This is a genomic window from Streptomyces sp. NBC_00984 (assembly GCF_045162475.1).
In the GTDB taxonomy this organism is placed as follows: domain Bacteria; phylum Actinomycetota; class Actinomycetes; order Streptomycetales; family Streptomycetaceae; genus Streptomyces.
This window is the reverse complement of sequence record NZ_CP108734.1, coordinates 7,639,973-7,657,751: the sequence shown is the minus strand read 5'-3', so window position 1 is coordinate 7,657,751 and position 17,779 is coordinate 7,639,973. Positions and strand designations below refer to the sequence as shown.

Annotated in this window: 22 protein-coding genes and 1 pseudogene; 10 read left to right on the top strand and 13 right to left on the bottom strand. The window is 71.7% G+C overall.

Annotated features, from left to right (window positions below; genetic code table 11):
* Positions 1-77: 77 nt before the first annotated feature.
* A complete protein-coding gene (locus OG520_RS34195; protein WP_406015670.1) occupies positions 78-1,025 on the bottom strand; it encodes an ornithine cyclodeaminase family protein in 948 nt (315 codons plus the stop codon).
* A 68-nt stretch (positions 1,026-1,093) separates the two neighbouring features.
* Positions 1,094-1,720, bottom strand: a complete 627-nt coding sequence (locus OG520_RS34190) for a YigZ family protein (RefSeq protein ID WP_266422593.1) — start codon at positions 1,718-1,720, stop codon at positions 1,094-1,096.
* A gap of 58 nt (positions 1,721-1,778) precedes the next feature.
* On the opposite strand from OG520_RS34190, the gene OG520_RS34185 reads away from it, so the two are divergent.
* Together OG520_RS34185 and OG520_RS34180 are read left to right on the top strand one after the other, a co-directional pair.
* On the top strand, positions 1,779-2,189 hold the full coding sequence (locus OG520_RS34185; protein WP_399333822.1) for a CoA-binding protein: 411 nt from the start codon (positions 1,779-1,781) through the stop codon (positions 2,187-2,189).
* A gap of 83 nt (positions 2,190-2,272) precedes the next feature.
* Positions 2,273-3,124: an aminoglycoside N(3)-acetyltransferase gene (locus tag OG520_RS34180; RefSeq protein WP_406015669.1), complete on the top strand. Its 852-nt coding sequence runs from the start codon at positions 2,273-2,275 to the stop codon at positions 3,122-3,124.
* Positions 3,125-3,159: 35 nt separating this feature from the next.
* Here OG520_RS34180 and OG520_RS34175 read toward each other — a convergent pair whose 3' ends face one another.
* Together OG520_RS34175 and OG520_RS34170 are read right to left on the bottom strand one after the other, a co-directional pair.
* Positions 3,160-3,720, bottom strand: a complete 561-nt coding sequence (locus OG520_RS34175; protein WP_399333826.1) for a YbaK/EbsC family protein — start codon at positions 3,718-3,720, stop codon at positions 3,160-3,162.
* Between the two features lie 44 nt (positions 3,721-3,764).
* Positions 3,765-4,337, bottom strand: a complete 573-nt coding sequence (locus OG520_RS34170; protein ID WP_406015668.1) for a helix-turn-helix domain-containing protein — start codon at positions 4,335-4,337, stop codon at positions 3,765-3,767.
* 102 nt (positions 4,338-4,439) lie between these two features.
* Between OG520_RS34170 and OG520_RS34165 the strand changes: the two are divergent.
* Positions 4,440-4,760 (top strand): annotated as a pseudogene (locus OG520_RS34165) (hypothetical protein); the annotation flags it as partial.
* Here OG520_RS34165 and OG520_RS34160 read toward each other — a convergent pair.
* On the bottom strand, positions 4,741-5,496 hold the full coding sequence (locus tag OG520_RS34160) for an acyltransferase (RefSeq protein ID WP_406015667.1): 756 nt from the start codon (positions 5,494-5,496) through the stop codon (positions 4,741-4,743). The pseudogene OG520_RS34165 and the gene OG520_RS34160 sit on opposite strands and share 20 nt — an antisense overlap.
* Before the next feature lie 198 nt (positions 5,497-5,694).
* Here OG520_RS34160 and OG520_RS34155 point away from each other — a divergent pair, with 198 nt between their 5' ends.
* Positions 5,695-6,225 (top strand): gamma carbonic anhydrase family protein, encoded by a 531-nt coding sequence (locus OG520_RS34155; protein ID WP_406015666.1) that lies wholly within the window; start codon positions 5,695-5,697, stop codon positions 6,223-6,225.
* A gap of 144 nt (positions 6,226-6,369) precedes the next feature.
* Here OG520_RS34155 and OG520_RS34150 read toward each other — a convergent pair whose 3' ends face one another.
* Both OG520_RS34150 and OG520_RS34145 read right to left on the bottom strand, forming a co-directional pair.
* A complete protein-coding gene (locus OG520_RS34150; RefSeq protein WP_406015665.1) occupies positions 6,370-7,029 on the bottom strand; it encodes a DedA family protein in 660 nt (219 codons plus the stop codon).
* Between the two features lie 158 nt (positions 7,030-7,187).
* The gene (locus tag OG520_RS34145) at positions 7,188-7,625 is read right to left on the bottom strand and encodes a DUF4442 domain-containing protein (protein ID WP_399333878.1); all 438 of its coding nucleotides are present in this window, start codon (positions 7,623-7,625) and stop codon (positions 7,188-7,190) included.
* 153 nt (positions 7,626-7,778) lie between these two features.
* On the opposite strand from OG520_RS34145, the gene OG520_RS34140 reads away from it, so the two are divergent.
* Positions 7,779-8,840 (top strand): hypothetical protein, encoded by a 1,062-nt coding sequence (locus OG520_RS34140; protein WP_399333836.1) that lies wholly within the window; start codon positions 7,779-7,781, stop codon positions 8,838-8,840.
* Positions 8,841-8,902: 62 nt separating this feature from the next.
* On the top strand, positions 8,903-10,201 hold the full coding sequence (locus OG520_RS34135) for an MFS transporter (RefSeq protein WP_406015664.1): 1,299 nt from the start codon (positions 8,903-8,905) through the stop codon (positions 10,199-10,201).
* Here the strand turns inward: OG520_RS34135 and OG520_RS34130 are convergent.
* The 4 genes from OG520_RS34130 to OG520_RS34115 form a co-directional block, all read right to left on the bottom strand.
* Positions 10,163-11,008, bottom strand: coding sequence for a spermidine synthase (locus OG520_RS34130; RefSeq protein WP_406015663.1), 846 nt, complete (start codon positions 11,006-11,008; stop codon positions 10,163-10,165). The genes OG520_RS34135 and OG520_RS34130 overlap by 39 nt on opposite strands.
* Before the next feature lie 22 nt (positions 11,009-11,030).
* Positions 11,031-11,876 carry a patatin-like phospholipase family protein gene (locus OG520_RS34125; RefSeq protein WP_406015662.1) on the bottom strand — a complete coding sequence of 282 codons (846 nt, stop codon included), beginning with the start codon at positions 11,874-11,876 and terminating at the stop codon, positions 11,031-11,033.
* Positions 11,877-11,950: 74 nt separating this feature from the next.
* Complete coding sequence (tuf, locus tag OG520_RS34120; RefSeq protein ID WP_406015661.1) at positions 11,951-13,138, bottom strand: elongation factor Tu; 1,188 nt, start codon at positions 13,136-13,138, stop codon at positions 11,951-11,953.
* A 92-nt stretch (positions 13,139-13,230) separates the two neighbouring features.
* Positions 13,231-13,368, bottom strand: coding sequence for a hypothetical protein (locus OG520_RS34115; RefSeq protein ID WP_406015660.1), 138 nt, complete (start codon positions 13,366-13,368; stop codon positions 13,231-13,233).
* 181 nt (positions 13,369-13,549) lie between these two features.
* Between OG520_RS34115 and OG520_RS34110 the strand changes: the two genes are divergently transcribed.
* Both OG520_RS34110 and OG520_RS34105 read left to right on the top strand, forming a co-directional pair.
* The gene (locus OG520_RS34110; RefSeq protein WP_406015659.1) at positions 13,550-14,257 is read left to right on the top strand and encodes a TVP38/TMEM64 family protein; all 708 of its coding nucleotides are present in this window, start codon (positions 13,550-13,552) and stop codon (positions 14,255-14,257) included.
* A gap of 211 nt (positions 14,258-14,468) precedes the next feature.
* Complete coding sequence (locus OG520_RS34105; protein WP_399333848.1) at positions 14,469-15,341, top strand: undecaprenyl-diphosphate phosphatase; 873 nt, start codon at positions 14,469-14,471, stop codon at positions 15,339-15,341.
* Positions 15,342-15,408: 67 nt separating this feature from the next.
* On the opposite strand, the gene OG520_RS34100 is transcribed toward OG520_RS34105, so the two are convergent.
* Together OG520_RS34100 and OG520_RS34095 are read right to left on the bottom strand one after the other, a co-directional pair.
* A complete protein-coding gene (locus OG520_RS34100; protein WP_399333850.1) occupies positions 15,409-15,663 on the bottom strand; it encodes a LapA family protein in 255 nt (84 codons plus the stop codon).
* 130 nt (positions 15,664-15,793) lie between these two features.
* A complete protein-coding gene (locus tag OG520_RS34095; protein WP_406015658.1) occupies positions 15,794-16,063 on the bottom strand; it encodes a hypothetical protein in 270 nt (89 codons plus the stop codon).
* Between the two features lie 251 nt (positions 16,064-16,314).
* Here OG520_RS34095 and OG520_RS34090 point away from each other — a divergent pair, with 251 nt between their 5' ends.
* Together OG520_RS34090 and OG520_RS34085 are read left to right on the top strand one after the other, a co-directional pair.
* Entirely contained in the window at positions 16,315-17,178 is an 864-nt protein-coding gene (locus OG520_RS34090; RefSeq protein ID WP_406015657.1) for a universal stress protein, read from the top strand.
* A 69-nt stretch (positions 17,179-17,247) separates the two neighbouring features.
* Positions 17,248-17,745 carry a nuclear transport factor 2 family protein gene (locus tag OG520_RS34085; RefSeq protein ID WP_406015656.1) on the top strand — a complete coding sequence of 166 codons (498 nt, stop codon included), beginning with the start codon at positions 17,248-17,250 and terminating at the stop codon, positions 17,743-17,745.
* Positions 17,746-17,779: the final 34 nt, after the last annotated feature.

The following is a 17,779-nucleotide window of genomic DNA, read 5'->3' as shown; positions in this document are numbered from 1 at the left end:
CTCACCCCTCACAGTCTCGCATCACCGCCGACCGCGTCCGGGCCTTCGGCGCTCCAGCCCTTCGGCCCTCCATCTCCTCATCCCAGAAGATCGATCCGCGTTCCGATGTCGCGGAGTTCCGCCCTCCGGTAGGCGGTCCAGGCGACGGCCAGGTCCTGCCAGGGGAGCCCGACCGGTGCGTAGACGGAACGGGCCGTGCCGGAGGTACGGCCGGGGTGCGCGCCGCCGAGCAGCTCGCCGAGGGTGGCGTCGGCGGCGGTGGGCGGCAGTCCCGCCGCGGCCAGGGCGCCCGTCGCCGCGGCCTGCTCGCGGTCGTCGACGACGAGAAGGGCGGCGGTGAGCAGATCGGCGGAGAGCTCCTGCTTGCCGGGTTCGTCGGCGCCGAGCGTGGTGAAGTGCTGTCCGGGGCGGCTGTCGGCGAGGCTCAGCAAGGGGGCGCGCGACCAGGTGGAGAGCAGTACGACATCGGCCGCCGCGGCGACCTGGGCTGCCGTGCCGAGGCCCCGGCCGCCGTGCCGGGTGGCGAATTCCGATGCGCGTTCCGGGTCGGTGTCGTGCACCACGAGTTCGCGGAAGCTCCGCAGACTCCGCAGTCCGCGGACCATGATCTCGGCCTGGGCGCCCGCGCCGACGACGCCGAGCACCGCCTCGCCCGCGGGGTCGGGGGCGGCGAGGACATCGGTGCCGAGGGCGGCGGCCAGCCCGGTCCGCCATGCCGTGACGGTGGCGGAGTCGAGGAGCGCGAGGAGTTCGCCGTCCCGGCCGCTGTGCAGGCAGATCACACCGCGCAGCGCCGGCCGGGCGCCCGGGAACTTGGCGTTGACCTTGACGGTGTAGGCGTCGATACCGGGCAGCAGGCCGGGAATGAGCGCCGTCGCCGTACCCGGGAACGGCAGGTCCGTGCGCACCCGCTGCCCGGCGACCGCCGGGGATCCGACGTGACGGAACCCCTCGGACAGGGCCTTCAGGGCGGTTTCCGGATCGAGGACGGCCAAAAGGTCGCTGCGGGTCAGGAGTCGGGTCATGCGCCCATTGTCCGGTGCGGCCGATCAGTGGCGGCGCCTGGGTGCCCCCGGGCGGTCCGTGGTTCCGGTCAGGCGTCCCCGTACGCCTCGCCGCCCAGCTCCAGCTCGGCCTCGCCCGCTGTCGCATCGGCCAGCCAGCCGCGGAAGGACTCGACATCGGCGTCCGGCAGCCCGATCTCGATGATGACGGCCTCCGCGTAGCGGACCTCGCGCACGGTGCGGCCGGTGGCCCGGAGGTCGTTCTCCAGTTTGCCCGCGCGCTGATGGGCGACGGTGATCGTGGCGAGGCGGAACCGTTGCCGGGTGATGGTGCCGAGCTCGTCGAGGGCCTCGCCGACCACTCCCCCGTAGGCCCTGATCAGCCCGCCGGCACCGAGCTTGACGCCGCCGTAGTAGCGGGTGACGACGGCGACGACGTAGCGCATCTCGCGGCGCGTCAGCATCTGCAGCATGGGTACGCCCGCGGTGCCCCCGGGTTCCCCGTCGTCGCTCGCCTTCTGTACGGAGGCGTCGGCGCCGATCACGTAGGCGAAGCAGTTGTGGGTGGCGGTCGGGTGTTCCCTGCGGATGCGTGCGACGAAGTCCTGCGCCTCCTGCTCGGTGGCGGCGGGGGCGAGCGCGCAGATGAAGCGCGATCGGTTGATCTCGGTCTCGTGCACGCCCGCTCGGGCGACTGTCCGGTACTGCTCCTGCATCCGGCCACCCTATGCCCCGCACGGGAATGGTCCGGGGCCGCCGTCCGTTGTGCGGATCATGTACGCAGACGAAGAGACGATCCACAGGATTCTCCGGGACAGCGGCGACACCTGGGCCGTGGTGGGCCTGTCCAGCAACCGGTCGCGCGCGGCCTACGGCGTCGCCGAGGTGCTCCAGCGCTTCGGCAAGCGGGTGGTCCCGGTGCATCCGAAGGCGGAGCGGGTGCACGGCGAGGACGGCTACGCCTCGCTGGCCGACATCCCGTTCCCGGTCGATGTGGTGGACGTCTTCGTCAACAGTGAGTCGGCGGGGGCGGTGGCCGACGAGGCGGTCGCGGCGGGTGCCAGGGCCGTCTGGTTCCAGCTCGGTGTGGTCGACACGGAGGCGTACGGCCGCGCACGTGCGGCAGGGCTGGACATGGTCATGGACCGGTGCCCCGCCATCGAGATCCCGGCACTGAAGCGTTAGGAAGCCCCGGCAGGCGCACCCGCGTCCCTCGTCCGGATGTGCGTGGTGTCGCGCCCGGCGTCCGGCTGGGAGAATGGCCGGCTGTGACTACTACGACTGCGCCGAGCGTCACCCACAGCCGGGGCGGGCTGGCCGGGCAGCTGGCCGAGCTCGGCGTGGAGTCCGGCGGTGTCCTCCTGGTGCATGCCTCGATGCGCGCGGTGGGTCCGGTGAGCGGTGGGGTCCGTGCGATGGCCGGCGCGTTGCGGGACGTCCTCGGAGGGCGCGGCACGCTCGTCGTCCCCGCCTTCACGCCGGAGAATTCCGATACGTCTCCGCACTACCTCGACCGGGTGCGCGGCCTCGACGACCGGGCCCGGGAGGCGGTACGCGCGAGCATGCCGCCCTTCGACCCGGCGACCTCGGCCGCACCGTCGGTGGGCAGCCTCGCGGAGGCGGTACGGCTCGGCGAAGGGGCGACGCGCAGCGACCATCCGCAGACGTCCTTCGCGGCGCTCGGCCCGCTGGCCCGGGACCTGACGGCGGGTCACCGCCCCGACTGCCATCTCGGCGAGGACTCACCCTTGGCCCGCCTCTACGATCTGCGGGCCCAGGTGCTCCTGCTGGGCACCGGGTTCGACACCTGCACGGCGTTCCATCTCGGCGAGTACCGGGTACCCGCCCCGCCCCGCCGGAGCTACCGCTGCGTGGTGGCGACCGGGGGCCGACGCCAGTGGTGGGAGTACGAGGACGTCGCCCTGGACGACAGCGACTTCGCGGCCCTGGGCGCGGACTTCGCCCACCCGGACGACGGCGTGACCGTGCGCACCGGCCCGGTAGGCTCATCGACGAGTCGCCTCTTCCGCATCACCGACGCCGTCGACTTCGCCGCGCACTGGCTGGCTGCCCACCGGGCCGACGCGCCGGTCCGGGCCCTCTGCCACGCGCCCGGCTGAGAACCCCGGTTCCCCGACGGACGGCGGTCGCCGTCTCAGCTCCTGATGCCGAGACCCTCGACGATCACCGCGCCCGGCAGCGCCGCCAGGGCCTTGCCCGGGACGATCAGCTTGCCCCGGCGGCTGCCGCTGCCGATCAGTACCCACTCCTCGTCGACGACGGCGGGATCGATCAGCAGCGGCCACGCGGCGGGGAGGCCGACGGGGGTGATGCCGCCGTACTCCATGCCGGTCTCGCCGACCGCCGTGTCCATCGGGGCGAAGGAGGCCTTGCGGGCGCCCAGTTGCTTGCGGACCGCGCCGTTCACGTCGACGCGGGAGTGGGACAGGACGAGGCAGGCCGCGAGCGTCACCTCGCCGCCGCGCTTGCCCGCCACCACGACGCAGTTGGCCGACCGGTCGAGCAGTTCCACGCCATGGTGCTCGACGAAGACCGCCGTGTCGGCGATGGCCGGATCCGTGTCGACGTGAATGATCTGTTCGGCGGGGAAGCCGCCCCAGCCCGCGGTCACGGCGGCGGCGACGGGGTCGGTGAGCAGGTCGAGGCGGTCGGCCGCCGGACCGGCGTTGTCGAAGGAGCCGATGGGAGCGCGCATGCGCACCACGCTAACAGCGCCCCCGGGTCCCTCGGCCGGCCGTCTCACCGTACGGGCGGGATGGAGACCACCAAGGTGATCTCGACCGGCTCGGGGCCGTCGTTGCGGTAGGCGTGCGGGTGATGCGCCTCGAACGAGGCGGAGCCGCCGGCCGGTACGGCGTACGAGGTGCCGTCGACGACCAGGGTGAGCTCGCCCGCGGTGACATGGAGCAGTTCGACGGTGCCCTCGGGGTGCGGATCGGAGGCGCTGCTGTCACCGGGCATCAGGCGCCAGGTCCAGAGTTCGAGCGGCCCCCTCGCCTCCGCACCGACGTGCAGGGTGGTGGAACTGCCCGCTTCGGTGGACCACATGTGCACCGCCTGGCTCTCGGGCACCAGCCGGACCGGTGAGCTCTGCTCGTAGTCGAGCAGCGTCGTGATGCTGACACCCAGCGCGTCGGCGAGCTTGACCGTGGTGCCGACGCTCGGGTTGGTGCGGGCCTTCTCGATCTGAATGATCATGCCGCGGCTGACCCCGGCGCGGGCGGCGAGCACGTCCAGGGTGAAGCCGCGTTCCCCCCTCCAGCGCTTGAGATTGCGCGCGAGCGACTGAGTGAGCTGATCGAGGTCAGACACATTCCGTCCAATATTTTGTATGGCAGGGTCGAAAATACTGCACTACGGTGTGGTGCACCCAACCGTTCACCGCACTGTACTGCGAGGCATGCAAAGACAGCACTGTTCGCGCTGGCCACCAGCCTGCTCCAGGGACTGGCCGACTTCGGCGGTGGACTGTTCACCCGGCGCATCCCCGCGCTCACCGTGGTCGTCGTCTCGCAGGCCGCCGCGGCCGTGGTGCTGGGCGTCATCGTGATCGCGACCGGCGGGTGGAGCGAGGTTGGCCCGCAGCCGTGGTTCGCCGTCGCGGCGGGCGTCGTCGGACCGGTGGCGATGCTGTGCTTCTACAAGGCCCTGGCGCTCGGCCCGATGGGGGTCGTCTCCCCGCTCGGCTCGCTGGGCGTCGCCGTGCCGGCCGCGGTCAGCCGGCGGACGGGTCCGCCGGCTCGCCGGGTTCCGCCAGGGCGAGCAACTGCTCGGGCGTGACGCCCGTCGGGATCGGCACCGGGGCAGGGGTACGCAGCGGCGGCTGCCAGCCCTTCTCGGGATCCCAGCTGCGTACGACCCGGGCGGGGGCACCGGCCACCACCGCGTGATCGCGCACCTCGCCCCGTACCACCGCACCCGCGGCGACCACCACGTTGCGGCCGAGCGTGGCCCCCGGGAGGATCACCGCTCCGGTGCCGATCCAGCAGCCCGGCCCGATGGCGACCGGCTCCATGCGGGGCCACTGCCGGCCGACCGGCTCGTGCGGATCGTCGTAACTGTGGTTCGTCGACGTGATGTAGACATACGGCCCGCAGTACGTGTCCGGGCCGATGGTCACCGTGGTGTCGGCGACCACATGGCTGCCGCGGCCGAGCACCACCCCGTCCCCCAGGGTCAGGATCGGATCGGGGCCGAGGTCCAGGTCGGGCATGAGTCCGGCCGTCAGCGTGACCTGCTCACCGATCACGCAGTGCGAGCCGAGCTCGATCCACCGCTCCCCGAAGACCGTGCCCTGCGGAAAGGCCAGCCGGGTGCCCGCGCCGATCCGGCGGAAGCGCAGCGCGCCCGGACGATCCGCGGTGACCGCGCCCGTCTCCTGCACCCAGCGCCAGCCGCGGTGGACGGCCCGGGACAGGGCGCGCCGCCGCCAGGCGGCAAGGGAAGAGAACGCGTTCCTGTTCGTCGGCACTCGCTCACGGTAGTCGGCGGCGTCCGGCCCGATCACCGCGGCGACCTGTGATGTTCACCCCACCGGGTCACGGTCGGCCGACCGTCGCATACCGTTTCTCCGACGCGATCGACGCGATCAACGCGATCCAACAGCCGCGGCCGGCTGCCGGAGCGGACGACCGCGGCCGCACGAGACCTGAGCACGGAGGAACGGGCGATGGCAGAGCAGGCGTTGATCACAGGAATGGGCGGCAAGGAGCCGGACATCGACGCGGATGCCTTCACGGCACCGACCTCGGTCGTCATCGGTGAGATCACGATGGCCGCGGGCTCCAGCCTCTGGTACCACGCCGTACTGCGCGCCGACTGCGGCCCGATCGTCATCGGGGCCGACAGCAACATCCAGGACAACTGCAGCGTCCATGTCGACCCCGGGTTCCCCGTCACGGTCGGCGAGCGCGTCTCGGTCGGGCACAACGCCGTGCTCCACGGCTGCACGATCGAGGACGACGTCCTCGTCGGCATGGGCTCGACCATCCTCAACGGAGCCCATATCGGCGCCGGTTCGCTGATCGCGGCGCAGGCGCTGGTCCCGCAGGGAATGCGGGTGCCTCCGGGCTCGCTGGTCGCCGGTGTCCCCGCCAAGGTCAAGCGGCAGCTGACCGAGGAGGAGCTCGAAGGCATCAAGTTCAACGCGGTGGGTTACGTGGAGCTGGCCAAGGCGCACCGCCAGGCCCACGAGGGCTGAGCGGGGAGGACAGGGCGGGGCCGGGAGCGTACGAGAGGGAGCGCCGGGCGGGGCACGTGCCCGGCGGCTCCTTGTCTCCGCCTCGCCCCCACCGCACCACGCTGTCCCGCTCGCGCCGCCCCGCTCCGTTACCGTCCCGTCCGGTCAGTCCGCGGCCGGTACCGCTGCCGAGCCGGACGCGGAGGCGGCCGACGCCCGCTCCGCCGCCTTCTTGGCCCGGTTCTTCACGATCAGCATCGAGGTGATGCCGATCAGCACCGCGACCACGAGGCCGAGATACGAGAACCGCTTGAGCCAGGCCTCGGCGACGACTCCCACCGAGTAGATGACGGCCGTCGTACCGCCCGCCCAGATGATGCCGCCGAGCACGTTGGCGATCAGGAACTTCCAGTACGGCATGTGCAGTACGCCCGCCAGCGGACCCGCGAAGATCCTCAGCAGCGCCACGAAGCGGCCGAAGAACACCGCCCACATGCCCCACTTCTGGAACGAGCGCTCCGCCAGCCCGATCTGGCTCTCGCCGAAGTGCTTGGGGAACTTCCTGCCCAGCTTGGCCAGCAGCGGCCGGCCGCCCTTGCGGCCGATGGCGTATCCGATCGAGTCACCGATGACCGCGCCGGCCGAGGCGCAGGCGCCGAGGATCCACGGGTTCACTCCGTCGTGCCCGGCAGCCAGCAGCGCCGCGCTGATCAGTACGATCTCGCCCGGCAGTGGAATGCCGAGGCTCTCCAGCCCGATGACCACGCCCACCAGGGCGTAGACGCTGACCGCGGGGATGGTCTCCAGCCATTCCTGGATGTGCAACGCCGATCCTCCCGTAACCGATGTCCGTTGCCCGCCGGGCAACTCCTCGGCGCACGGCGGGAAGCCTACCTGCCCCGCCAACGGCCCGGACAGCGCGAAAAGCCGCCACACGCCCTCTCGTTGGGGTGCGTGGCGGCTCTTCGCGGAACCGGCCGGGATCAGGCGTGGGGACGCAGCGTCCAGACGACCGTCATCTCACCGGTCACCGCGCCGTCCGCGCGGTGGATCTCGATGACCACGGGGAACTCCGGCCGTTCGCCCGCGTCGAGTTCGGCGATGACATCGGCCACCGGGCGGCCGAGGGTCGCCGTCGCCGTGACGACACCCTTGGCCAGCTTCTTGTAACCGATCTCCGCCTTCACCGCCAGCGGCACGGCGCGCGACATCTGGTCGCCGAAGGCGGCGATGACGATCGCCCCGCTCGCCGATTCCGCCAGCGTGAACATCGCTCCGGCGTGCGGTCCGCCGATGTGGTTGTGGTACTCGGCCTGGTCCGGCAGGCGGACCACCGCGCGCTCGGCGGTCGTCTCCAGGAACTCGAGATTGAGGGTCCGGGCCATCGGGACCGTCGCGACGAGCATCTCGCCGACGGTCATCTGTTCAGCGCTCATGACCGGATGTTACTCACGAGTAAAGCTTTTTGGCCATCCCCGGCATCCCCCGGCACCCCTCCGTGATCGGATCCTTCACCGTCCGCACACGGGGGCGGACGTAGCAGACCGGCCACCACCCCTCTATCGTTACTCGCCATGTGGCCAGGACAGCAGCCGCCCGGGGGCGAGCAAAACCCGCAGGACCAGAATCAGAACCCGTATCAGCAGCCGGGGTACCAGCAGCCGAATCCCTATCAGCAGCCGGGATATCAGCAGCAGGGCCAGCCCGGACCGCAGCCGGGACATCCGCAGCAGGGCCAGCAGCCCGGCTATCCGCAGCCGAACCCGTACCAGCAGCCGACCGTGCCGCAGTACGCGGTACCCGGCCCGCCCGGTGGACCGCAGCCCGGCGACAACAAGAAGAAGACCACCGCCGTCGCGATCGTCGCGGCCACCGCTGTCGTCGTGGCCGCCGTGGTGACCGGTGTCGTCGTGATGAACAAGGACGACAAGGGCAAGGACGTCGCCGACGACAAGCAGACGTCGGCGCCCAAGCCGTCCGGGTCCGCCTCCACCACCGAGGCGAACCCGCGTGGCGACGACGGGGACCCCAAGCCCCTCATTCCCGGGTGGAAGGTCGTCACCAATCCCAAGTGGGGCACGCAGTTCGACGTGCCCGGCGACTGGGAGGTCGGGACGCCCGGCACGTTCTCGTACTTCGAGGACGACAAGAAGGGCGACAAATCGCCCCTCATCGGCTTCTCCGCGCCGTCGTTCTACCAGAAGCAGTGGTGCGTGGACGACTCCGACAAGGACGGCATCAAGGAGAACATGAGCCTCGCGAGCGCCGGCACCAGGGGCGCCCAGGGTGCCACCGACGCCGCCAAGAACGCCCACAGCGAGGCCGGCACCTGGGCGTGGGCCGCCTACGCGCAGCACATGCCGGAGAGCACCATCAAGTTCACCGAGGCCAAGCAGTACACCACCAAGTCGGGTCTCACCGGCCAGGTCGTCACCGCCACCGCGCCGAATGTCACGAAGCGGAAGAAGTGCGACAGCGACGGCAAGACCATCGCCTTCACCTTCAAGAACAAGAAGGGTGAGTTCGCGTCCTGGGTGCTGTACGGAGCCGATTCCGTCAAGGACGAACTTCCGGACACGACGATCCAGAAGATCCTCAGCACCGTGCGACTGGTGGACGTCGTCAAGACCGACTGACCCCTTCGCCTCCCCCGGGAAAACAGTTGTCACGGCGGAGGTGCGGCGGCGATAGTCCCCTGGTGACTGTCGCCTCCGCCCCCGCATCCCGTCCGCTGCGCCCCGGCCGCAACTACCGTCTGCTGACCGCCGCCGCGATCATCACGGGCCTGGGTACCCATGGCGCGCTGATCGCGGCGGCGTTCGCCGTTCTGGAGGCGGGCGGTGACGGCGGCGACGTCGGTCTGGTGGCCGCCGCCAGGACCGCGCCCCTGGTGCTCTTCCTGCTGATCGGCGGCGCGATCGCGGACCGGCTGCCGCGCCACCGGGTGATGGTCGCGGCCAACGCCCTCAACTGCCTCTCGCAGGCCGCGTTCGCCTGGCTGGTCCTGGCCGGCGATCCGAAGCTGTGGCAGATGATGCTGCTCACCGCGTTGTGCGGCACCGGGCAGGCGTTCTTCAACCCGGCGGCCGAGGGCATGCTGATGTCCAGCGTCAGCCGCGAGCAGGCGAGCCGTGCCTTCGCCCTGTTCCGGATGGCCATGCAGGGCGCGACGATCGGCGGGGCGGCGCTCGGCGGCGCCATGATCGCGGCGATGGACCCGGGCTGGGTGCTCGCCGTCGATGCCGCGGCCTTCGCGGTGGCGGGCGCGCTGCGCGCGTTCCTGGACGTCAGCCACATCCCCCCGCGCGCGCCGGGCGGCGGTCTGCTCGCCGATATGCGGGACGGCTGGCAGGAGTTCATCGGCCGCCCCTGGCTGTGGAGCATCGTGGCGCAGTTCTCGGTGGTGGTCGCCGCCGTGGGTGCGGCCGAGTCGGTGTACGGTCCGCTGGTCGCCCGGGACGAACTCGGAGGCGCCCGCCCGTGGGGTTTCGCGCTCGCCGCGTTCGGGGTCGGCACCCTGGGCGGGGCGCTCCTGATGATGCGCTGGAAGCCCCGGCGGCTGCTGCTGGCCGGAACGCTCTGCGTCTTCCCGCTGGCGCTGCCGTCGGCGGGCCTCGCGGTGCCGTTGCCGGTGGCCGGACTCTGCGTGGTGATGTTCGTCAGCGGCGTCGCCATCGAGGTGTTCGGGGTCTCGTGGATGACGGCCATGCATCAGGAGATCCCGGAGGAGAAGCTCTCCCGGGTCTCGGCGTACGACTGGTTCGGCTCGGTGGCGATGATGCCGGTGGCCACCGCGCTCGCCGGTCCGGTGGAGTCACTGGTCGGGCGGAGCGAGGCGCTGTGGGGCTGTGCGGCGCTGATCGTGCTGGTCACAGGGGCCGTGCTGTTCGTGCCTGAGGTACGCGGTCTGACCCGGGCCCCCGCCACCGCCGAGGTGGCGAAGGACCGGGGCCCGGCGTCAGCCGATACTGAAGGCCCCGTCGGGCGGCTCGGGTGAGGCGACCGCCGCACCGTCCCTGACCGGCCGGGCGGCACCGGTGAGCCGGTCCAGCGCGGCACCGTGCTCGACCCTGGCGGGGAAGGCGTCGGCGGCGCAACGGCGGGTCAGCGTCGCGATGTCGAGGGGACTCGGGGAGGCGACGAGGACGAGGTTGCCGAAGCGCCGGCCGCGCAGTACCGCCGGTTCGGCGATCAGCGCGAGTTCCTCGAAGACGGCTGCGAAGGTGGCAAGTTGGGAGCGGAGGAAGCCGAAGGGCGCGCCGTCCGCGAGGTTGGCGGCGTAGATTCCGCGGTCCCGCAGCGACCGGCGGGCAGCCTGCGCGTACTCGACGGAGGTGAGGTGGGCGGGTACCCGCGAGCCGCCGAAGACATCGGCGACCAGGACGTCGACGGAGCCGGACGCGGTCCGTTCCAGCCGGCCGCGGGCGTCCGTGCCGTGCACGGTGATCCCGCCGCCGTCGGGGACCGGCAGGTGCTCGGCGACCAGTTCGAGGAGCCCGAGGTCGGCCTCGGCGACGTCCTGGCGGGAGCCGGGCCTGGTCGCGGCGACATAGCGGGGCAGGGTGAGCGCACCGCCGCCGAGATGGAGTACGTCCAGCGGTGCGCCGGGTGCCGCCGCGCAGTCGATGACGTGGGCGAGCCGTCGCGCGTACTCGAATTCGAGGTGGTCCGGTGCGTCGAGGTCGACGTAGGACTGGGGCGCGCCGTCGACGGTGAGCAGCCAGGCACTGTCCCGGTCCACGTCGGGGAGAAGCCTGGCGGTGCCCTGGTCCACGTCCCGGATGACCGGTATCGAGTCGTTCACTCCCCCATTGTGGGGTGCCGGATCAGCTGCTCAGGACCGCGGCCACGGCTTCGGTGTGCGACGCCGACTGGGCCAGCCCGGCGCGGGCGGCCGCGGCGCGGCAGCTCGGGTCGAGGGGGTTGCGGCCGAATGCCTTCTTCGCCGCCGCGTCCGGAGTGATGACCTCGACGCGGGCACCGTTCGCTGCGAGCGCGGCCGCCTGCGAACCCGGCGAGGCGATGGCCTTGTTGCCACTGGCCGACGGGGCGATGACGACGACGCGTCCGTACCCGGCGGCGAGCTGGGCGTTGGCCGTGGAGTGCACCCCGCCGTCGATCCAGGACCGCCCGTCGGCGCGGGCGACGGGCCACACGCCGGGGACCGCGGAGCTCGCGGTGACGGCGTCGACCAGGGACACTCCGCCGTCCTTGTCGAACGTGTGGAGTTCGCCGGTCGTGGCGTCGACGGCGGTGACGATCAGGGGACGCCCCGGCCACTCGGGCGACAGGAGGCGGCTCGCGATGGCCGTGCGCCGTTTCTCCGCGGTGGTGCCGAGCCGGGCGTCCTGCGCGATCCTGCCCAGCTTCCGGCCGTACGCCTCGGGGGTCCGGGCGGACAGTACGGCGCCCGCGTAGCGCAGCAGGGTGAACATGCCGAGCTTGCCGCCCGTGATGTCCTGCGGATCGGCGAGCTGGAGTTCGTAGAGTTCGGGAAGGCCGAGCAGCCCGGAGGCCAGCTGTGCGCCGACCATCGCTCCCGCGGAGCTGCCGATGATCAGATCCGCTGCGGAGAGGTCCACGCCCGAACTCGCGAGCCCGTGCAGGATTCCGGTCTCCCAGGCACTGCCGGTGACGCCGCCGGAACCCAGGACCAGCGCTGTGTCTGTCATGCCGTCAGTCTTGCGCACGGCGCCGGGCCCGCCTCCCGTGGGGTGCGGGAGGCGGGCCCTTGGAACGTCGCCGTTCAGAGGACGCCGGTGACGGTGCCGGCGCCGACCGTGCGGCCGCCCTCGCGGATCGCGAAGCCGAGTCCGGTCTCCAGCGGGACGTCACGTCCCAGCTCGACGGTGAGGTCGACCGTGTCGCCCGGACGCGCCACCACCACCTCACCGAGATCGACGTCGCCGACGACGTCCGCGGTGCGGATGTAGAACTGCGGCCGGTAGCCGGTGGTGACCGGGGTGGTCCGGCCGCCCTCCTTCGCCGACAGGATGTACACCTGCGCGGTGAAGCGCCGGCTCGGCGTCACACTGCCGGGCGCCGCGACCACATGGCCGCGGCGGACCCGGTCGCGCTCCACTCCGCGCAACAGCAGGGCCACGTTGTCACCGGCCTCCGCGGACTCCATCGGCTTCCCGAAGGTCTCCAGCCCGGTGACGACGGTCTCGATGTCCGGGTCCGGTCCGAGCACCGACACCCGGTCGCCGGTACGGACGGTGCCGCGCTCGACGGCCCCGGTGACGACGGTGCCCCGGCCGGTGATGGTCAGGACGTTCTCCACCGACAGCAGGAACGGCGCGTCGATGTAGCGGACCGGCATCGGTACGTAGGTGTCGACGGCGTCCAGCAGCGCCTCGACGGCCGAGGTCCAGCGCGGGTCGCCCTCCAGAGCCTTGAGGCCCGACACCCGCACGACGGGAACGGAGTCACCGCCGTAGCCGTGCGCGGAGAGCAGCTCGCGGACCTCCAGCTCGACCAGGTCGGTCAGCACCGTGTCCTCGCCGTCGTCGACGGCGTCCGCCTTGTTGAGCGCGACGACGATGTGGTCGACACCCACCTGGCGGGCGAGCAGCACGTGCTCGGCGGTCTGCGGCATGATCCCGTCGAGCGCGGAGACGACCAGGATCGCCCCGTCGAGCTGGGCGGCGCCGGTGACCATGTTCTTGATGTAGTCGGCATGGCCCGGCATGTCGACATGCGCGTAGTGACGCGTGTCGGTCTCGTACTCGACGTGCGCGATGTTGATGGTGATGCCGCGCTGCGTCTCCTCCGGCGCCCGGTCGATCCGGTCGAACGGGACGAACGTGCCGGTCCCGCGGTCGCTGAGGACCTTGGTGATGGCAGCGGTCAGGGTGGTCTTCCCGTGGTCGACGTGGCCCATGGTGCCGATGTTGAGGTGCGGCTTGGTGCGCACGTATGCCGTCTTGGGCATGGTTCATTCCTTGGTGTTCGAAGCTGAGAGAGAAGACCCCGGGGCCCCGCCGACCCTCCCCTTGCGGGGTCCGCCGGACTGTCGGGGGAGGGTCAGCTTCGGGCGCCGCCGATGAGCGCTGCGGCAGCGGTGAACACCGCTGCGGAAGTTGCCGCGGTGACGGGGCTCACGGCAGCCTTCGGCGCGTCCGCGACTGCGGACGGCGCTGCGAGGAAGGCGTACCGGAACATGGGTCCGATCATGTCGGACGGGCCGGGCGGCGTCGAATGGTTTTCGGGCGGACACCGCAGTCACGGCAGGGTAGTTCGGCCCGAGCCGGACGCCGGGCGGGCAAGGGGCGCGGCACCGGCCGCCCCGCTCCCGCCACGCGCATTACGGCGATCACGCACCGGCGTCGGATACTCTCCCCGCATGCCCGTCCCCGCCGCCCGGCCCGCCACCGGCCTCGCCGTGCGCTGCACGAGGGCGCTGCTCTCGCCCTGGTCCCGGTTCTCGCTGCTCGTGGCCGTGCTGCTGGGCGCCGCGGCGACGATGCTCCTCCTCGAACCCCAGCGGCTGCTCGCCACCGGCTGGCCCGCCCAGCTCAGCGGTGGCGCGGTCGCGGTGATCCTGTTCGGTGTCGCGTACGGCGTGTGCACCGTGGCCTTCGTTCCCCGGCCGCTGCTCAATCTCGCCGCCGGCGCACTCTTCGGTACGCAGTCGGGACTGGCCGCCGCGCTGGCGGGGACGGTGCTCGGCGCGGGCATCTCGTTCGGACTGGGCAGGGTGCTGGGACAGGACGCGCTGCGTACGCTGCTGCGCGGGCGGTGGCTCAAGGCCGCGGACGGTCAGTTGAGCAGGCACGGGTTCCGCTCGATGCTGGCGCTGCGGCTGTTCCCGGGCGTGCCGTTCGCGGCGGCCAACTACTGCGCGGCGGTGTCGCGCATGGGGTATCCGCCGTTCCTGGTGGCCACCGGGCTCGGCTCGATCCCGAACACCGCGGCGTATGTCGTCGCGGGCAGCGAGGCCTCGTCACCGACGTCTCCGGCGTTCCTGGCCGCGATGGGCTTCATCGTGCTGACGGGGCTGGGCGCGGCCGTCGTCGCCTGGCGCAAGCGCCACCGTCTGACCGCCGGTTGAACCGGTGCGCACGGCGACTCGCACCGGGGCGGTGGGCGGCCCGGGGGTACGCGTAACGCTGTTCATCTGAGGGCGGTACCCTGCCCGCGACCGACCGAAGATCTCCGGGCCCGTCACGGCCCTGCCCTCAATTGACCGCAATGCGCACGCCGCCGACGGCCCTCCATGCCGTCGGCCGATGCACGATCACCTCCGGGATGGCCAAAGCCCCATGAGCTGGTTCGAATCGTTCGTCCTGGGCCTCGTTCAGGGACTGACCGAGTTCCTGCCGATCTCCTCCAGCGCGCATCTGCGGCTCACCGCAGCGTTCGCCGGCTGGCACGACCCGGGTGCGGCGTTCACCGCCATCACCCAGATCGGTACGGAGGCGGCAGTCCTCATCTACTTCCGCAAGGACATCGTCCGGATCGTCTCGGCCTGGTTCCGTTCGCTGACCGACCGGTCGATGCGCGGCGACCACGACGCCCAGATGGGCTGGCTGGTCATCGTGGGTTCCATCCCCATCGGCGTGCTCGGTGTGACCTTCAAGGACCAGATCGAGGGCCCGTTCCGCGATCTGCGGCTGATCGCCACCACGCTGATCGTGATGGGCATCGTCCTGGGCATCGCCGACCGTCTCGCCGCCCGCGACGAGGTGGGCGGGAGGCACCGGGCCGGCAAGGAGCGCAAGACGCTCAAGGAACTCGGGGTGAAGGACGGCCTGATCTTCGGTTTCTGCCAGGCGATGGCCCTGGTCCCGGGCGTCTCCCGCTCCGGGGCCACCATCAGCGGTGGTCTGCTGATGGGGTACACCCGCGAGGCCGCGGCCCGGTACTCCTTCCTGCTCGCGGTCCCGGCGGTGCTCGCCTCGGGTGTCTTCGAGCTGAAGGACGCGGGTGAAGGACACGTGTCGTGGGGGCCGACGATCTTCGCGACCGTCATCGCGTTCGGCGCGGGGTACGCGGTCATCGCCTGGTTCATGAAGTTCATCACCACCAAGAGCTTCATGCCGTTCGTCATCTACCGCGTACTGCTCGGCGTGCTGCTGTTCGCGCTGGTGGCCGCGGGTGTGCTGAGCCCGCACGCCGGTGAGTCGGCGGGCTAGGGTTCGCACGTACGGCACCTGGGCGCCGGGGCCTGGTTCTTCGCACGCGCGGCACCCGGGCGCCGGGTCAGCGCCTCGCGCGGCGGCGGAACAGGTATCCGCCCAGGACGAGCCCGGCGACCAGGGTCACGGCCAGTACCGCCCAGAGCGGCAGGGTGACGGTGGGAATCCACAGCCGGATGCCGACCGACCCGGTGTTCGCGGCGATGAACCAGATCGCGAGCCCCGCCAGCACCAGGGCCCCGAGGGTGCGGATGCGTACGTTCCGGCCCTTGACGGTCAGGGTCGGCGGGCCGTGCGATCGGGACGTCTTCTCTGCCATGCGTCCAGTATCGAGCGATTCGGGCGATTAGTCCTGACGGGCGGCCGCATTCCTCGGGTACCGGTGCACCGGGTCGTCGACGATGCCCGGCCGCACCCGTACGTCCCAGGATGCGACCTGCTCCGGCGGGTCAGGGTATGTCGCCCCGCCAGTCCCAGCGGTCGGGGTCGCCGTCCCGCGGCCCGTACTCCGCCCTGCCGCCCGGTCCGAACCGCCCGATCTCGGTGTTCAGCGCCGCTCCCTCGCGCAGCGCCCGCTCCGTCCAGCCGGTCACGTCGAGAAGCAGGCCGTCGAGCGGGCCGCCCACCAACTCCCGGTAGGCGTGACCCGGCCGGGGCCCCGGGTCGGGATCGTCATGGTCGGCGCCGTACACGCGCCGCTGCCGCATCAGCTCGTCCATGGGGGGCAGCATCGCACCCGGCACTGACAATCGCAGTGGCCGGGACGTCACGGAGCGCACCGGCGCAGCCGGGTCCGCCTCGATTCCCCGGACCGTCTCCGTGTTGTTCGCCAAGCCGCTCCGCCGCTCCCGCGTGCACGGGCGGCCACAGGTCCCGGATGTTCCGGGCAGATAGGGTCGAAAGTCCCTGCCGCACGATGTCCGTGCGTACCAGCCTGGGACATGCACCGCCGGAACCTGGAGGGAAAATCATGACCAGCACCGACCGTCCCGTGATCGCCGCAGTCGACGGCTCGTCGCACAGCCTCGAAGCACTTGACTGGGCCGCCCACGAAGCCGTACGGCGGGGCCTCGGGCTGACGATCGTGCACGCCCGCACGCCCGACCGGCGCGTCGGACAGGACACGCAGCGGCGCGAGGCGGAAGAGCTGCTCGACCGGTCCGTACGAAGGGTGTCCGAGATCGTTCCGGAGCTGCACACCTCGAAGCTGACACCGCTGGACTTCCCTTCGGCGGCGCTCACCTCACTCAGCCGTGAGGCCTCGCTGGTGGTCGTCGGCTCGCGCGGTCTGGGCGGCTTCCGGTCCCTGCTGCTCGGCTCCAACAGCCTGGCGACCGCGTCGATGGCCGAATGCCCCGTCGTCGTGGTCCACAGCGGGCCGTCGGACGAGGACGCGGCGGAGGCGGCGGGAACACATCCCGACATCGTCGCGGGAGTGGCTGCCGACGAGAGCAGCGAAGCGGTTCTCGAGTTCGCCTTCGGAACCGCGGCGTCCCGGCCCGGTGCGCGGCTGCGGATCGTGCACGGCTGGACGATGTTCTCCTCGATGCTCTCGGGCGGCCCCGTCTTCGACCGGGACGCGGCGGCGAACTCGGCCGAACGGACCCTCGCGGAACTCACCGCCGGCTGGCGGGAGAAGTACCCGCAGGTCGAGGTCGTCAGGGAACCGGTCGGCGGCTCCGCCTCACGCACCCTGGTCACGGCATCGGCGACCGCGGCGCTGACCGTGATCGGGCGGCGCCGGGGCGGCGAGTCCCTCGGGCTCGGGCTCTCCCCCGTCGCGCAGACCACGCTCACGCACGCGCTCGGCCCGGTCGCCGTGGTGCCCTGCTGACGTCGGCGCCGCCCCGCCGTGCGTGCACGCCTCTTGGCCTCGCACGCCGGCGGGGCGGACACTGACCCGATGACGCAGCGCGTGGATCTCGCGACCGTGATGGACCGGCTGTCCATCGATGCAGTGATCACCGGCTACGCGACGGCGGTGGACGACGGGGAATGGGCCGACTACCGGGCCCTGTTCACCGCGGACGGCCGAGCCGACTACCGCGGCGCCGGTGGTGTCGAAGGGCCGGCGCACGAGGTCGCCCAGTGGCTGGCGGGGACGATGCGGCTCTTCCCCGTACGCCAGCATCTGATCGTCAACCGCCGGCTCGACCTCCAGGACCTGGGCGGCTACCCGGGCGACCGCGCCGAGGTGGGGGCCGACTACCTCAACCCGATGCGGCTGGAGAGCACCGCGGCCGGTGCGGGCGATGCGGAGGTACGGGACACCACGCCGAACTTCGTCTCCGGCGGGCGGTACGCGTTCACGCTGTCGCGTACGGACGGCGGCTGGCGGATCCGGACCGTGACCGTCCACGAGAAGTGGCGCAGCGCAGGAAGCCTCTTCCCCGCGGACTGATCCCGGCCCTCCGGTGCTTCCGCTCCCCCGCACC